This window comes from Mesorhizobium prunaredense (assembly GCF_900156895.1).
In the GTDB taxonomy this organism is placed as follows: domain Bacteria; phylum Pseudomonadota; class Alphaproteobacteria; order Rhizobiales; family Rhizobiaceae; genus Mesorhizobium; species Mesorhizobium prunaredense.
Genome location: NZ_FTPD01000056.1, coordinates 223740 through 240013, shown reverse-complemented (window position 1 = coordinate 240013; position 16274 = coordinate 223740). Strand labels below are relative to the sequence as shown.

The 16274-nt window shown below is 62.9% G+C and carries 13 protein-coding genes and 1 tRNA gene; 9 read left to right on the top strand and 5 right to left on the bottom strand.

Annotated features, from left to right (window positions below; translation table 11 throughout):
• Positions 1 to 62: 62 nt before the first annotated feature.
• From BQ8794_RS28695 to BQ8794_RS28665, 7 genes are all read left to right on the top strand, one after another.
• Positions 63 to 812: a FadR/GntR family transcriptional regulator gene (locus BQ8794_RS28695; protein ID WP_077382077.1), complete on the top strand. Its 750-nt coding sequence runs from the start codon at positions 63 to 65 to the stop codon at positions 810 to 812.
• A 40-nt stretch (positions 813 to 852) separates the two neighbouring features.
• Entirely contained in the window at positions 853 to 2433 is a 1581-nt protein-coding gene (locus tag BQ8794_RS28690) for an ABC transporter substrate-binding protein (RefSeq protein WP_077382075.1), read from the top strand.
• A gap of 82 nt (positions 2434 to 2515) precedes the next feature.
• The gene (locus tag BQ8794_RS28685) at positions 2516 to 3478 is read left to right on the top strand and encodes an ABC transporter permease (protein ID WP_077382073.1); all 963 of its coding nucleotides are present in this window, start codon (positions 2516 to 2518) and stop codon (positions 3476 to 3478) included.
• Positions 3475 to 4389, top strand: a complete 915-nt coding sequence (locus BQ8794_RS28680) for an ABC transporter permease (RefSeq protein WP_077382071.1) — start codon at positions 3475 to 3477, stop codon at positions 4387 to 4389. The genes BQ8794_RS28685 and BQ8794_RS28680 overlap by 4 nt, the downstream gene beginning before the upstream one ends.
• A gap of 18 nt (positions 4390 to 4407) precedes the next feature.
• The gene (locus BQ8794_RS28675; protein WP_077382069.1) at positions 4408 to 5325 is read left to right on the top strand and encodes a dihydrodipicolinate synthase family protein; all 918 of its coding nucleotides are present in this window, start codon (positions 4408 to 4410) and stop codon (positions 5323 to 5325) included.
• 2 nt (positions 5326 to 5327) lie between these two features.
• On the top strand, positions 5328 to 6335 hold the full coding sequence (locus BQ8794_RS28670) for an ABC transporter ATP-binding protein (RefSeq protein WP_077382067.1): 1008 nt from the start codon (positions 5328 to 5330) through the stop codon (positions 6333 to 6335).
• Between the two features lie 2 nt (positions 6336 to 6337).
• Positions 6338 to 7306 (top strand): ABC transporter ATP-binding protein, encoded by a 969-nt coding sequence (locus BQ8794_RS28665; RefSeq protein WP_077382065.1) that lies wholly within the window; start codon positions 6338 to 6340, stop codon positions 7304 to 7306.
• Positions 7307 to 7584: 278 nt separating this feature from the next.
• On the opposite strand, the gene trxC is transcribed toward BQ8794_RS28665, so the two are convergent.
• Both trxC and BQ8794_RS28655 read right to left on the bottom strand, forming a co-directional pair.
• Entirely contained in the window at positions 7585 to 8034 is a 450-nt protein-coding gene (trxC, locus tag BQ8794_RS28660; RefSeq protein ID WP_077382263.1) for a thioredoxin TrxC, read from the bottom strand.
• Between the two features lie 31 nt (positions 8035 to 8065).
• On the bottom strand, positions 8066 to 9628 hold the full coding sequence (locus BQ8794_RS28655) for a bifunctional aminoglycoside phosphotransferase/ATP-binding protein (protein ID WP_077382063.1): 1563 nt from the start codon (positions 9626 to 9628) through the stop codon (positions 8066 to 8068).
• 556 nt (positions 9629 to 10184) lie between these two features.
• Here BQ8794_RS28655 and BQ8794_RS28650 point away from each other — a divergent pair.
• Entirely contained in the window at positions 10185 to 10922 is a 738-nt protein-coding gene (locus BQ8794_RS28650) for a hypothetical protein (RefSeq protein WP_077382061.1), read from the top strand.
• A gap of 240 nt (positions 10923 to 11162) precedes the next feature.
• Here BQ8794_RS28650 and BQ8794_RS28645 read toward each other — a convergent pair.
• A tRNA-Pro gene (locus BQ8794_RS28645) sits at positions 11163 to 11239 on the bottom strand.
• Between the two features lie 203 nt (positions 11240 to 11442).
• On the opposite strand from BQ8794_RS28645, the gene BQ8794_RS28640 reads away from it, so the two are divergent.
• Positions 11443 to 12963 (top strand): phosphomannomutase/phosphoglucomutase, encoded by a 1521-nt coding sequence (locus BQ8794_RS28640; RefSeq protein ID WP_077382059.1) that lies wholly within the window; start codon positions 11443 to 11445, stop codon positions 12961 to 12963.
• A 30-nt stretch (positions 12964 to 12993) separates the two neighbouring features.
• Here the strand turns inward: BQ8794_RS28640 and betB are convergent, their stop codons facing one another.
• Entirely contained in the window at positions 12994 to 14457 is a 1464-nt protein-coding gene (gene betB, locus BQ8794_RS28635) for a betaine-aldehyde dehydrogenase (RefSeq protein ID WP_077382057.1), read from the bottom strand.
• A 161-nt stretch (positions 14458 to 14618) separates the two neighbouring features.
• Positions 14619 to 16271 carry a choline dehydrogenase gene (betA, locus tag BQ8794_RS28630; protein WP_077382055.1) on the bottom strand — a complete coding sequence of 551 codons (1653 nt, stop codon included), beginning with the start codon at positions 16269 to 16271 and terminating at the stop codon, positions 14619 to 14621.
• Positions 16272 to 16274: the final 3 nt, after the last annotated feature.

Below are 16274 nucleotides of genomic sequence, written 5' to 3'. Positions count from 1 at the left end.
TACAAGCACCGGCCGCTTTGCGACGCGCCATCGGCCGCAATTGCAGCGGCGCTGGGAGCAAAATGTCGGAACCCAAGTCGAGCTCGGAAACCAAGTTGAACCCGGACCAAAAATCGATCGAACCGCTGACCCGACCGCCGCTGCTTCACGTCAGCGTGCAGGAGAGCCTCAGGAAATATATCCAGAGCAATCAGCTCAAGGCGGGGGACCCCTTGCCTCCGGAGACCTTCCTGGCGCAGCGGCTCGGCGTCGGCCGCAACTCGGTGCGCGAAGCGATCAAGGCGCTGGAGTCGATCGGCATTCTGGAGACGCGTCGGGGCATTGGCGTGTTCGTCAAGGAATTCTCGTTCAAGCCCTTGCTGGATAATCTGGCATACGGCCTGCAGGATTCGCTGCGCGACGTCGAGGAGCTGCGCGAGATCCGCCGCGTCCTTGAGACCGGCCTGATCGCAAAAACCATCGAGATGATCAGCGCCGAAGACATCGCCGCTCTGCGCCAGCTGACCGAAAGCATGCGGCGGCGCGCCGAGCGCCAGGAGAGCTTTGCCGAAGAGGACCAGCAATTCCACCAGTTGCTGTTCCGCTGCCAGAACAATCACATGTTGAGCGCGCTGATCGACATCTTCTGGGTGGCGTTCAACAAGGCCTCGAATTTCACCAGCCTCGACAATCCGACGCCGCTGGCGACCTGGCGCGACCATCACGAGATCGTTGAGGCGGTGGCCGCCAAGGATGTCGACCGGGCGCGTCAGCGCCTCGACGACCACTACAGGGGGATTCAGCAAGTGATCGCCAAAAACCGGATTGCCTGACCAACGCCGGACTACCTGACAATGCCAAGGGAGGAAAACCATGCGCATCAAGACCATAGCTCGTCATCTGACTGTTGCCGGGCTGCTGCTCGGCGGCCAGGCCACCAGCGTCCAGGCACAGGACGCCAAGACCATAGCCGGGGGCTTCGACGTCGGTCCCGGCGGCTTTCCCAAGAACTTCAATCCGCTGGCTGCGACCGGCGGCTTTACCTGGCTCAGCACCTATTTTGAACCGCTGGTCATCTACAACGCCGAACTGACCGAGCTCGAAGGCGATCTGGCCAAGGACTACAAGGTCAGCGACGACCAACTGACCTACACGTTCAACCTTGCCCAGGAGACCTGGCACGACGGCAAGCCGTTCACGTCCAAGGACGTCAAGTTCACGCTTGAGCTCGCCAGGAACAAGGCGTCCGGCAGTCTGTTTGCCGCGCGTCTCGGCGATATCGCGTCGGTCGATGCGCCGGACGATCGCACCGTGGTGGTCAAATTGTCGAAGCCCAACGGCTCCTTCCTGCCTATTCTCTCGCAGGTGATGATCCTGCCGGAGCATGCCCTGGCCGCGATGCCGCCGGAAACGCTGGCCACAAGCACCTGGTGGTCCACCACGCCGGTCGGCACCGGCCCCTTCAAGTTCAAGCGCTATGTCAGCGACCAATATGTCGAACTGGCCGCGGATGACGACTATCGCGGCGGCAAGCCGAAGGTCGACGTGCTCATCAACCGGTATTTCGAGAGCCCAGCGGCGGCCGTTGCGGCGCTGCGCGCCGGTGAAATCCAGTTCACCTATGTCGAGCCCGACGATGCAGTGTCGTTCAAGGGTGACAGCAATTTCAAGGTGATCGAGGGCGCTTCTTATGTGGTCAACTACATCGGCCTCAACCAGAAGGTCGAGCTGTTCAGGGATGTTCGCGTCCGCCAGGCGATCATGTATGCGATCGATCGCAATGCCATCATCGAGAGCCTCTATGGCGGCGCGGCCAAGCCGGCCAATTGCGGCTACGTCGCGCCGCATCTGCTCCCGCAGGGCCTCGAACCCTATGCCTATGATCCAGCCAAGGCCAAGGCTCTGCTTGCCGAGGCGGGCTGGGACAAGATCAACGGCGACAAGCCGATCACCTTGCTGACCTATTACGGCTCGCCGCAAGCCGCCAACGTGATGGCCGCCATCCAGTCGATGCTGGCCGAGGTCGGCATCAATGTGGTGCCGCGCGTCGTCGATACGCCGACTTACAACGGCATCGTCTACAAGGAAGGCACGCCCGACTGGAACGCGTTTGCGATGGTCTATGCCGGCCTGCAGAACGGTCCCAATCCGGCTGGCATCAGCCCGGGTCTCAACAAGTCCCAGATTCCGCCGGCAGGCTTCAACACCATGCGCATCGAGTTCGATGATCTCAGCGCCGCATTGGACTCTGCGCTCGCCCAGACCGATCCGGCCAAGATCGATCAATCCTGGCAGCAAGTCTGCAAGGTGATGAACAAGGATCTGCCCTGGGCGACATTATGGGTGGCCAACCGCTATGGCGTAGCCTCTAACAAGCTGCGTGACTTTGTCTGGACGCCGGCGCCGGCCGGCGGTCCTTATGCGGCTCACCCGGAACGCTGGGGCATCCAGTAAAACGGCTGGCGGGCCATTCCGGCCCGCCAACGAAACGGGCCGGCACGATGCCGGCTCCGCTCACCATCGCCACGGACAGCCAATGCTGAGTTTCATTGCCCGCCGCAGCGCTACAGGACTGTTGATGCTGGTCGCCCTGAGCGTCCTCATCTTCATCCTTCTGCGGCTGGCGCCCGGCGATCCGATCGATGCCTATATCAATCCGTCCAGCCCGATGTCTGCTTCCGACCTCGAAGTCCTGCGCGACCGGCTTGGGCTCGACCAGCCGCTTCCCGTGCAATACCTCGCCTGGCTTCGCGCTGCGCTCGGCGGCGACTTCGGCTATTCGATCCAGCGCAGCGGCGTTGCCGTGCTGCCGCTGGTCATGGAGCGCGTTGGCCCAACCGCGCTGTTGATGGGCACCGGCCTGGCCATCGCCATCGTGCTCGGCATTTCCGCCGGCATCTTCAGCGCCGTCCGCCGCAACGCGCTGCCCGACATCGCGCTGTCGGTGGTTGCTTTCGTCGGCATCTCCAGCCCGGCGTTTCTGACGGCGCTTCTGGGACTGTACTTTTTCTCGGTGCTGCTGCGCTGGGCGCCATCAGGCGGCATGCAAACCGCCGGCGCGCCTTTTTCCGTAGCGGACGTGTTCGCGCACCTGGTCCTGCCCGCCTGCCTGCTGTCCATCGGACACGCCGCGCTGATCATGCGCTACATGCGCGCATCGCTGCTGGAAGTGCTCAACCAGGACTATGTGCGGACCGCACGTGCCAAGGGCGTGCGCGAATTCTGGGTGATCATCAAGCATGCAACCCGCAATGCGCTTTTACCGGTTATCACCCTGATCGGGTCGACGGTCGGCATCGCCATCGGCGGCGCCATCTTCCTCGAAAGCGTGTTCAACTGGCCGGGCATGGGCCTGCTGCTGGTCAACGCCGTCGGCACAAGGGACTACCCGGTGATCATGGGCGCCACTCTGGTAATCGGCATCTGCGTCATTCTGGTCAATCTCCTGACCGATATCGTCTATGCCGTCGTCGACCCGCGCATTCAGGTGTCGCGATGACGATCACCGCACCAGATCCGGCAATTGACCCGACAGTCGTCCCGACAGCCGGGCCGCAAACCAAGGGACCGGTCCGCCGCGCGCTCGACCGTTTCTTTGATAATCGTGCGGCGCGCGCCGGTCTGCTTATCGTCGTCCCCATCCTGCTGGCGGTCTCGACCTATTCCCTATGGTGGCCGTTCAGCCCCAATGCCATCGATCTCAGGGCGATCAACAAGGGGCCGTCCGCCATTCATTGGCTAGGCAGCGACGGCGTCGGCCGCGACGTCATGGCCCGGCTGCTGCAAGGCGGACGGATCTCGCTGCTGGTCGCCGTCTGCTCGGTCGCCATCTCGATCGTCATCGGTTTCCTGGTCGGCGCCGTCGCCAGCTTCGGCGGGCGCCTTGTCGACGGCACGGTGATGCGCTTCGTCGACCTCGCAATGACGCTGCCGCCGGTGATCTTCCTGCTCGTGCTCGCTTCGATCGCCGGCACCGGCATCGCGCCGACCATCCTGGTGATCTCGTTGCTCTCATGGCCGGTGCTGTCGCGCATGGTGCGCGCCCGGCTGCTCGAACTGCGCGAGCGGGACTTCGTCGTCGCCGCCCGAGGCATGGGAGCGGGGCTGCCGCATCTCCTGTTCCGTCACGGCCTGCCGAACTGCATCGACATCCTTGTCGTCTACGCCACGCTGCAGATCGCCAATGCAATTCTGCTCGAAGCCGGCCTTTCCTTCCTCGGCCTCGGCATCGCACCGCCCGAAGCCAGCTGGGGCAACATGCTCAATCTCGCCCGTTCCACCGTGGTGCTCGAGCAATACCCCTGGCAATGGATGTTTCCCGGCGCCGTACTCGTGCTCACCGTGCTGGCCATCAACTTCATCGGCGATGGCCTGCGCGATGCATTCGACCCTCGTTCCGATCTCAACTGACCTGAAGGTTTTGAAAAAATGCCCCTGTTTACCGGCGTCGTGCCACCCGTCGTCACCCCGCTCAATGCCGATTTCAGTGTCGATTTTGCGTCGTTCACGCGGACCATCGAAAACCTGCTCGACGGCGGCGTTCACGGCCTGTTCGTGCTCGGCTCGACCAGCGAGGTGGTGTTCCATGACGAGGCCGGCCGCCGGGCCATCATCGAGCACGCGGTCAAGGTCAACAATGGCCGCGTTCCGATCTTCGCCGGGGTCATCGACCCGACAACCGATCGCGTCATCAACCACGCCCTGACAGCCAGATCGGCCGGCGCTGACGCAGTTGTGGTCACCGCGCCGTTCTATGCCCGCACCAGCCAGCCCGAGATCGGCGATCACTTCCGCTATATCAAGGACGCGGTCGACATCCCGATCATCGCCTACGACATCCCGGTCTGCGTCCATGTCAAGCTGGAGCGCCAGACCACCGTCGGCCTTGCCAGCGAGGGCGCTATCGCCGGCATCAAGGATTCCAGCGGCGACGACGGCAATCTGCGCTATGTGCTCAAGGACATGGCCAACGACCCGAATTTTTTCGGCATGACCGGGTCCGAGATCCTGGTCGACAGCGTGCTTGCCATGGGCGCGCATGGGGTCGTGCCGGGCCTCGCCAATGTCGACCCGCACGGTTACGTCAGGCTGTGGAACCTGGTGCAGGCGGGTCAGCACGCCGAAGCCCGCCTGGAGCAGGAGCGGCTGTTGAAGCTGTTCGAGATCGTCTGGATCTCGCTCGGCAGGACGAGCGCCGGCTCGGCCGGGGTCGGCGCATTCAAGACCGCGATGAGGAGCCTCGGCATCATCGCCTCCAACACCATGGCGCGGCCGCAACGCAGCCTGAACGACGAGGAAGCCGCAAAGGTCGACATCATCCTTCGCGACGTCGGCTTGCTGCGCTGACCGTGGACGCGCCGATCCTCTCGATTTCCGGTCTGCGGGCGGTGTTCCGTATCGCCGGACGCGACATCGCCGCCGTGCAGGACGTCGACCTGGTGATAGGTTCGGGCGAGACGGTTGCACTGGTCGGCGAGTCGGGATCGGGCAAGTCGGTCACCAGCCTGTCGATCATCGGCCTGCTGCCGAAGAAGATCGGACGCATCGCCGAGGGATCGATCGCGCTGCGGCGCAGGGACGGCACCGTGACCGAACTGACCGGCCTCGATCCCGAGTCGCTGCGCAAGGTGCGCGGCAACGACATCGGCATGGTGTTCCAGGAGCCGATGACCAGCCTCAATCCGGTCTACAGCATCGGCGAACAGATCGCCGAGCCGATCCGCATCCATCTCGGCAGGTCGCATCGGGATGCGGCCACTGATGCCGTGCGGCTGCTGGCTCAGGTCGGAATTCCCGACCCTGATCGGCGGGCGCGGCAATATCCGCATGAACTGTCGGGAGGGATGCGCCAGCGCGCCACCATCGCCATGGCCTTGTCGTGCGATCCGACCTTGCTGATCGCCGACGAGCCGACCACCGCGCTCGACGTCACCATCCAGGCCCAGATTCTCGACCTGCTGGCCGCGCTGCAGGCGCAACGCGGCATGGGCATTCTGTTCGTCACGCACAATCTCGGCGTCGTTGCCGAGATCGCCAACCGGGTCGCGGTGATGTATGCCGGGCGCATCGTGGAATCGGGTCCGGTGAGCGAGGTGTTCACCCGTCCGCGTCATCCCTACACCGCCGGGCTGATGCGTTCGGTGCCGCGGCTTGGCCAGGCCACCACGCTGAAGGCAGCAGGAACGCCGCTGCCGACCATCGCCGGCAATGTTCCATCACTGGCCCTGCTGCCCAAGGGCTGCTCTTTCGCGCCGCGTTGCGTCCTGGCTGTCGATGCCTGCCGCACTGCTGTACCGCCATTGTTCGCGGCGACGTCGACCCAGCAAAGCCGTTGTTTGCGCTGGGAGGATCTCTGACAGTGGACGCTCCCTTCCTTACGGTCAGGAACCTGACCAAGCATTTTGCGCCCACGGCGTTCTCGCGCGGTCCCGTCGTCAGGGCGCTGGACGATATTTCCTTCGACATCGCGCGCGGCCAGGTGGTCGGCCTCGTCGGCGAGTCCGGGTCCGGCAAGACCACGATCGGCCGCTCGGTGCTGCGTCTCATCGAGCCGACGTCCGGCGAAATAAGGTTTGACGGCGTCGATATCACCAAGCTGAGCGCCGGGCCGCTGGTTCGCCAGCGCCGCAAGATGCAGTATATTTTCCAGGATCCGTTCGCCAGCCTGTCGCCGCGCATGACCATCGGTCAGATCCTGACCGAAGGCCTCGATATTCAGGGCATCGGCAGCAGGCGCGAGCGGCGGGCGAAGGCCGAGAGGGCGCTTGCTGCTGTCGAGCTGCCAGTCGATGCCTATGATCGCTACGCCCACGAATTTTCGGGCGGGCAGCGCCAGCGCATCGGCATCGCCCGGGCGCTTACGCTCGAACCCGAATTCATCGTCGCCGACGAGCCGGTCTCTGCCCTCGATGTCTCGATCCAGGCGCAAATCATCAATCTTTTGCGCGACCTGCAGGTCCGGCTCGGCCTGACCATGCTGTTCATTTCGCATGACCTGGCCGTCGTCGAATATATCTGCGACACGGTGATCGTCCTCTACCTCGGCCGCATCATGGAAGTCGCACCGGCGGCCGCGCTCTATGCCCGGCCACAGCATCCCTATACGCGCGCGCTGCTCTCGGCCATTCCGTCGCTCGACCCATTGGCCAGGCAAGGCCGGCAGGTGCTGAAGGGCGACATTCCAAGCCCGGCAAATCCGCCAACCGGGTGTGTTTTCCGAACCCGCTGCCCGGTTGCCCTGGATGCTTGCGCCGGCATCGTCCCGCCATTACGGGCAACAACGTCCGATGGCCATTTGAAGGCCTGCATTCGCGACGACATTGCCTAGGCAAGCCGGCGCGGTGCGTGGCGCGCAAAATACGCTCGTTAGGCGCCCTTCGCACCGAGCCCGAGCACCGCGGCGCGGTGTTGGCACCGGCAAGGCGTTTCTCGCGCATCGCCCGGACTATTGAGCTTGCGCAAGCCATTTGGGCCTGGGAACAGCCTGCAACAGGCTTTAGGTCATCATATGGCTTCTGCCTCCGCGCGTCGGCCGCCAAGTCGCCCAGCTTGCTTTCGTTGGCGCCTTTGCTGATGCGGATCAGCGAATCCACAGCGTGACGGCTTTCAGGCCGCGGCCGTCGGCAGATGATCGCGGACCCACCTGACGATCTGCCCCGCCGTCATTGCGCCGGATGTGCGCGCAACCTCCTGTCCGCCGTGGAAGAGAATCATGGTCGGGATGCCGCGGATACCGAGCCTGGCTGCAACGGCCTGCTCATTGTCGGAATTGAGCTTGATCAGGCGAACATGCGGCTCCAGTTCGTTGGCTGCCGCTTCATAGGCCGGCGCCATCATCTTGCACGGGCCGCACCATGGTGCCCAGATGTCGACGACGACGGGGAGGCTGCTTCGCGTGACCTGGCGATCGAAACTCTGTGCATCGACGTCTGCCGGGTGACCCGAAAACAGCCTGGAGCCGCACTTTCCGCATCTCGCCTCCCCGGCATCCCGTCCCGGCGGCAGGCGATTGACCCCGCCGCATTTGCCGCAGACCACCAGTTTTTCCTGCGTCATGCCCATTCACCCATCTTTATGCGCGTCGCCGTCACCATGCTGTCTTGAGTGGAGCACCCTGCGCAGCAGCGGCCGCTTCCGAAACGCTTGCCAACTCGGTGGCGATATCGGCGAGATTTCGATCGGCGTCGACCTTGCGCCAGGAGGATGGGGTGGCATTTCGCTGCAATTGCCGCGACAAGATATCGACAGTGGCGTCGGAAGGGCCACCCCGGCGCTCGCTTACCCGTCGCCAAAGAACGAGCGGATCCGCCTCGAGCCAGAATCCGGCGAAAGCAACGCCTCTATCACTTGCCGCCTTTTCGATGCGGTCGCGATCGGCCGGCCGGTCGAAGACGGCATCGGCGACCACCGAGCCGCCTTCGGAAAGAATCAAGTCGGCGCGCCATGCCATTTCGCGGTAGACGCGGTCGGACACATCAGGTCGATAAGCCCTGTCCGGCAGCTTCGTCTCGGCCGGTACCCCATGCATGGCTTTGCGGATGCGGTCACTCTCGACAATGCGCGCGCCGGGCGGCGGGCCGACATGGGCGGCGAGTGCCTCGGCAACGGCCGTCTTGCCGGAACCGCTCAAGCCGCCGATGGCGATCAGCCGCGGCGGCTTTTCCTGGAGAAGTGTTCGGGCAAGCTCGAAATAGGATCTGGCCTCGGCAACCAGGCCGCCGGGCATGTCACCGCCTTCCTCGATCTGGGTTGCGGTGACATGCGCGCGCACCGCGGCCCGCACTGCCATGAAAAACGGCAGGAGGATGAAGCCGTCCTCGTCGTTTGCTTCGTCGAGGTAGCGGTTCGTCACCAGGTTGGCGAGCTCCGGAAAGCCGCGATGCCAGAGGTCCATCAGCAGGAAAGCCAGGTCGTAAAGCACATCAATGCTGGCGATCTGGTCATTGAATTCGATGCAATCGAAGAGGCGGGGCTCTCCGTCGAAGAGACAGATGTTGCGCAGATGCAGGTCGCCATGGCATCGCCGGATCTTGCCTGCCGTCTCCCGCCGGTCGAGCAACGCGCCATGACGGGCGAGGGCGGTGCGGAAAATCCCGGTGAACGCCTTTATCTCGGCTTCGTCGAAAACATGGCTGGTGGCAAAGCCGGCTTCGTTGATGGCGAGCACGCCTGCCAGGTTCGAGGATCCGCTGCCCCTGTGGATCTCCGGCGCGCCGCGATGATAGAGCACGATCATGCGCGCGACATCCGTCATCAGCGCAGGCGTCAGCTCGCCACCGACTGCCATTCGATCGAGCAGCTTCGACTGATCGAAGCGGACCATCTCGATCGCCGCATCGACCAGTTCGCCGCATCCGTCGAAGGCCAGCTCGCCGCCGCCCTCTCGGGTGATGCGCCGCACCCCCAGATAGAGGCCGGGGGCAGTCCTGGAGTTGAGCTCGACCTCCTTCTCGCAAGCGGCGAGCCGCAGCGCCGGGGTCGAGAAGTCGACATAGGGCAGCCTGACCGCTCGCTTGATCTTGTAGGCGCGCTCGCCAACCAGGAAGATACGCGAGATATGGGTCTCGATCGCCTCGACCGGCCCGCTCTCGCCATATGCGGCAGGGTCCATCAACATCGCGGCCACGGATTGCTGATCCTCGACGATCATCGGATGCCTCTTTGTTTGTATCAAGCCTGTGGAAGCCAACGAGCGTGGTCGCTGAAATTTCGCGCCATCGGGCCCTTGCTGCCGCAGCGTCTGGATATAACCAGCCAAGTCACGGAGCGTTCCGTGATGCCTCCCGGCACGCCGTCGCGAGCTGAGGCCTATTGGCGTCGGCACGTGGCACCTCGATACGGATTGAATGAGCTGCGACGTTCTTCAGTCAGCGCACGGAACGCGCGTCGCATGAGGCCGGTCAAACGCGACGCGCTTTAGCTGCCTGGCGCGGAACATCGGCCAGCCCGCCGGCTAGAGGCGGGCGATGTCGGGAAACGTTACGTATTTTTTCCGTAAGCCGCAGATCACGATCAGGCTGCTCGAGATGCCCGCCCGCGTTACCCCAACGGAAATACCACCTCAACCTCGTAGAAAGCGATGAGCCCGGCCAATGCCATTAGGAGAGCAAGCACGCCTGCGCCGAGCAATAACTCGAACTTGTTTCCGTCGCTGCGCATGGGAACGCCATTGGTTGACAAGTTACTAACTTCTATGTGACACTTTTATGACAATTGCAAGTGTGGAAAAGGAAGCCTTTATGACAATTGCAAGTGTGGAAAAGGAAGCCCCGCTTCTGTTCAGCAAATGGAGACCGATACTCGCCATTGTTGCAGTGTTATCTCTGCTGATTCTTTGTGCAAGTTTTGTACAAGATTTAAGCTTGTACGCTGGACGGGAACCGGACCTTTCGACAAAAGTATGGCTCCTTGATGTGGATGTGGAACGGAGCGCGTTCACTTGGGTTTCCGTGCTGGTGCTTTTTTTCTGCAGCGGTCTTCTATTTCAGTGCGGAGACGATGCGGCGGGCCGTAGCAGTCAGTTCACTTGGCATTGGTACTTCCTGGGCTTCCTGTTCCTGCTTCTTTGTTTCGATGAATTCACTGGCCTTCATGAGAAGCTATCCGCTGCGTTGGCTGCGAGGTCAACCAATACGGGCCTGCTGTATTTTGCATGGGCAGCGCCGGCAGGCATTCTTAGCTTGGTGGGGTTAGCTGCCTTTGTTCCATTTATCCGCTCTTTCCCGACATCACTGGCAGTGCTGTTGGCGGTTTCGGCGGCGCTGTTTCTTGGCGGAGCGGTCGGGCTTGAAATGGTCGGCGGCAGCGTTGCAGAGGCGGAAGGCATGGAATCCTTGCGCTATCGCATGCTGGCGAACATCGAAGAAGGTCTCGAACTTGCCGGGACACTGACCTTTATCTACGCACTACTCTCATACCGTGAGATAACATCACGCACGCGCTGACCTCATCGCAGCGCCAGAGCAAGGTACTTCATCGTCGAGAAGAAGAGCGGCGGCCAACTGAACGGCAATTGCGCCTTGCAGCCCTTCAATCTGGAGGTCCGCGAAGCCCCAATTCACGATACGCGATCTATGTCCCAGGCGAGGACATGGCAAAGCTTCAGGGTTGCTACTTCCGGTCCTGCCAATAAAGGTTTCAGGTGGGTAGCACTTTTCGGGAAAAAGCTAAGTATCTGTTTTTTCTGGTCGGAGTGGCAGGATTTGAACCTGCGACCCCATCGTCCCGAACGATGTGCGCTACCAGGCTGCGCTACACTCCGTGACCAGACCGCGGGCTTATAGCCGCCGTACTTCGTTCCTGCAAGCGCCAATGGCAGCGCTTCTGTCGCATTTCTTGCCGTTTCGCCTTAACGTCATACAGGTTTAAGTTCCCTGCGCGATAAACACCGCTTAACGGCTCGTGTTATAGGCGTGGCCACCTGCGTTGAAACCACTCTGAATCCAGCCGCTTGGAGTTGCTGTCTTGTCCCTGAAGATTGTTAGCGAAGCCCTTCCCAACACCTTCGAGTTTGAAACCTCGGCGCTGATCAAGGCGTCCGGCTTTCGTGAGTATGATGCGCGCTGGTGGTTCGGCCATCCGGGCTCTGCCGAGCCGCCGGAGCTCAACCTGATCGGTGTCCAGGCGCTCGGCATGGGGCTCGGCACGCTGATCCGGCGCTTGGGCGCCGGGCCGGATATCGTGACCGGGCATGATTTCCGTTCCTATTCGCTGGCGATCAAGCTGGCGCTGGTTTCCGGGCTGATGGCCGCCGGCGCGCGGGTTAGGGATATCGGGCTGGCGCTGTCGCCGATGGCCTATTTCGCCCAGTTCGCGCTCGACACGCCGTCTGTCGCCATGGTCACCGCCTCGCACAACGAGAACGGCTGGAGCGGCGTCAAGATGGGGGCGGCGCGCCCCTTGACCTTCGGTCCGGAGGAAATGAGCGCATTGAAGGCGATCGTGCTTGCCGGCGACTTCGACCTTGTCGGCGGCGGCTCCTATGACTTCGTTGCGGATTTCCGCAAGATCTATCTGGACGACCTGACGCGCGACAAGCGCATAGCGAGAAAGCTCAAGGTGGTCGCCGCTTGCGGCAACGGCACCGCCGGCGCTTTTGCACCTGAAGCGCTGGAACGGATCGGCTGCGAGGTGATCCCGCTCGATGTCGAACTCGATCATAGGTTTCCGAACTACAACCCCAATCCCGAAGACATGAAGATGCTGCACGCGATCCGCGACAAGGTGCTGGAGACAGGAGCAGACGTCGGGCTTGGCTTCGACGGCGATGGCGACCGCTGCGGCGTGGTCGACAATGAGGGCAACGAGATCTTCGCCGACAAGGTCGGCGTCATGCTGGCGCGGGACATTGCGCGCCTGCATCCCGGCTCGACCTTTGTCGTAGACGTCAAGTCGACCGGATTGTTCAATACCGACGCTGCGCTGCGCGCCGATGGCGCCGTCACCGATTATTGGAAGACCGGCCACTCCTATATAAAACGGCGCGTGGCCGAGCTTGGCGCCATCGCCGGTTTCGAGAAATCCGGTCATTTCTTCTTCAACCCGCCGATCGGGCGCGGCTATGACGATGGTCTGATCACAGCCATCGCCATCTGCGAGATGCTGGATCGCAGCCCCAAAAGCAGCATGGCCGATCTCTATCGCGACCTGCCGCTGACCTTCGGCACGCCGACCATGTCGCCGCACTGCGCCGACGAGCTGAAATATGGCGTGGTCGAGCGGGTCGTTTCCGACTTTCAGGCCATGAAGCATGACGGCGCGGTCTTCGCCGGCCAGAAGATCGCCGAGTTGATCACCGTCAATGGCGTTCGCGTCGTTGCCGAGGACGGCACCTGGGGCCTGGTGCGGGCGTCGTCGAACAAGCCGGAGCTTGTCGTCGTGGTGGAGAGCCCGGTGTCGTCGGAGCGGCGCCGGCAGATGTTCGAAGCCGTCGACGCGGTGCTGCGCCGCAGCCCTGAGGTCGGCGCCTACAACCAGACGTTTTAAGATCTCCGAACGGCGGCGGCCCGATGAGCCTCAGTAGGGGCTCGCGACGTCGCCGGTCTCGACATAGACCGACTTCAACTGCGAATAGAGTGCCAACGCGGCAAGCGAGTTTTCTCGCCCGATTCCCGACTGCTTGAAGCCGCCGAAGGGAATTTCGACGGGCGTCAGGTTGTAGGCGTTGATCCAGCAGGTGCCGGCCTGCAACTCGGCGATGACGCGGTGGGCGCGCGACAGGTCGCGCGTGAACACGCCGGCGGCAAGGCCGAATTCGGTATCGTTGGCGCGGTCGATCACCTCGTCCTCACCGTCGAATTTCAGCACGCTCATGACAGGCCCGAAAATCTCCTCGCGCGCGATGCGCATGGTGTCGGTGACGCCGGTGAAGACCGTCGGCTCGACGAAGAAGCCGCCCTGGAAACCTTGCAGCGAAGGTACATTGCCGCCGCAGGCGAGCACGGCACCATCCCGCTTGCCGGCTTCGATATAACCGATGACCTTCTCGTGCTGGGCCTTGGAGACCAGCGGTCCCATCTGCGTTTCCTGGTCGAGCGGATCGCCGACACGGATTTTTTTGGTCCGCTCGACCAGCCGTTCGACGAAACGGTCGTGGATGCCCTTCTGGACGAAGACCCGCGTGCCGTTGGAGCAGATCTGGCCGGTCGAATAGAAATTGCCGAGCATGGCGCCGCCGATGGCATTTTCGAGGTCGGCATCGTCGAAGATGATCAGCGGCGACTTGCCGCCAAGCTCCATGGTGGCATGCTTCATCTTCGAGCCGGCGAGCGACAGCACCTTGCGGCCGGTCGGCACCGAACCGGTCACCGAGACCTTGGCGACGACATCGTGGCCGACGAGGCCGGCGCCGACATCGCCATAGCCTTGCACGACGTTGAACAGCCCGTCGGGCAGGCCGGCCTCGGTGTAGATCTCGGCGAGCGCCAGCGCCGACAGCGGCGTGTTCTCCGACGGCTTGAACACCATGGCGTTGCCCATGGCGAGTGCCGGCGCCGATTTCCAGCCGGCGATCTGGATCGGATAATTCCAGGCACCGATGCCGACGCAGACGCCCAGCGCCTCGCGCCTTGTATAGGCGAAGGGGCCGCCGAGATCGACGGACTCGCCATTATAGGCAGCGACCGCGCCGCCGAAATATTCGAGGCAGTCGGCCGCCGACGGCGCGTCCGCCACCAGCGTCTCCTGGATCGCCTTGCCGGTATCCAGCGTCTCGATGCGCGCCAGGTCGGCGTTGCGCGCGCGCAATATGTCGGCGGCGCGGCGCAGGATGCGCCCGCGCTCGACCGGTTTCAGCCGCGCCCAGGCCGGTTGTGCTGCACGCGCTGCTTCGATCGCCAGTTCCAGCACGTTCGGCGTCGCCGAACGCAGCATCGCGATGGTCTCGCCGGTTGCCGGATAGATGACCGGCAGCGGCGCACCTTGCTCATCGTCGATGTAGCGTCCGTTGACATAGTGCGATGCCTTTGGCTGGGCGCGCATGGGACCTTCTCCAAACTTTTTTCGATGGGACCGGCGGGCGGACACCGCCGGATCATCGCTTATCGCATCGGCCCGAAAATCGGAATCGATTTTCGGAAAGCACGATGCGAGGACTAAAAAAGCGATAGAGCGCTTGTGCGTCCGAATGGACGCACGTCGTTCTATCGATCCGACACCTGCCAGCGCGGATTGATCCATGGTTCCTGGTTGGACGGCGCCAGCGGCGTGCGGCCGAGAACGTGGTCGGCGGCCTTTTCGCCGGTCATGATTGACGGCGCGTTCAGATTGCCGTTGGTGACGCGCGGGAAGATCGAAGAATCGGCGATCCGCAGCCCGTCGACGCCGATTACACGGCATTCCGGATCGACGACGCTCATCGGATCATCCTTGCGGCCCATCTTGCAAGTGCCGCAAGGGTGGTAGGCGCTTTCGGCGTGATCGCGGATGAAGGCATCGAGATCGTCGTCCGACTGGACGTGCGAGCCCGGCGAGATCTCCTTGCCGCGATAAGGGTCGAATGCCGACTGGCCGAAGATCTCGCGCGTCAGCCGGATGCAGTGGCGGAACTCGATCCAGTCCTCCGGATGCGACATGTAGTTGAAGCGGATCACCGGCTTCGATCTGGGATCGGGCGAGCGCAGCATGACGGAACCGCGCGACTTCGATCGCATCGGCCCGACATGCGCCTGGAAACCGTGCGCCTTCGCCGCCGCCTTGCCGTCATAGCGGACCGCCGCCGGGATGAAATGATACTGGATGTCGGGATAGTCGACGCCGGCGCGCGAGCGCACGAAGGCGGCCGCCTCGAAATGGTTGGTTGCGCCGAGGCCCGACTTGAAGAACAGCCATTGCGCGCCGATCAGCGCCTTGGAGAACGGGTTCAACACCGAATTCAGTGTGATCGGCTGCGTCGATTCCTGCTGGATGTAGAGCTCCATATGGTCCTGCAGGTTGCGGCCGACGCCGGGCCGGTCGGCGATCACCGGAATGCCGTATTCCCTGAGATGTTCGGCCGGGCCGATGCCGGACAGCATCAGGATCTTGGGCGAATTGATCGAGGAGGCGGCAACGATCACTTCACGTCGCGCCTTGATCACCTGAATCCGTCTGCGCACTTCGATCTCGACACCGGTGGCGCGTTGATTCTCGATGATCACCCGCCGGGCGAAACCCTTGACCACGCTTACATTTTTCCGCCTCAGCGCCGGCCTGAGATAGGCACTCGCCGCCGACCAGCGGCGGCCGCCGCGAATGGTCTGTTCCATCGGCCCAAAGCCTTCCTGCTTCGCGCCGTTGTAGTCGTCGGTCAGCTCGAAGCCAGCCTGACGGCCTGCCTCGACGAAGGCGCCGTAGAGCGGATTCGTCCTTGAGCCGCGCTGCACGGTCAGCGGGCCGCCGTGGCCGCGCCAGCCGTTCTCGCCGCCGTTGGCGTCCTCCATGCGCTTGAAATAGGGGAGCACGTCGGCAAACCCCCAGCTAGCCGCGCCCTGTTCGGCCCAATGGTCGAAATCGCGGGCGTGACCGCGGACATAGACCATGCCGTTGATCGAGGACGAGCCGCCGATGACCTTGCCGCGCGGCGTCGCCAGCACACGGCCGCCGAGATGCGGCTCCGGCTCGCTGGCAAAACCCCAGTCGTAGAGGCTCATATTGAGCGGGATCGACAGCGCAGACGGCATCTGGATCAGCGGCCCGACGTCGCTGCCGCCAAATTCGATGACGATCACCGAATATTTGCCATCCTCCGACAGCCGGTAGGCCATGGCCGAGCCGGCCGAGCCGGCGCCGATGATGACGAAATCCGCCTCAAGCATGGT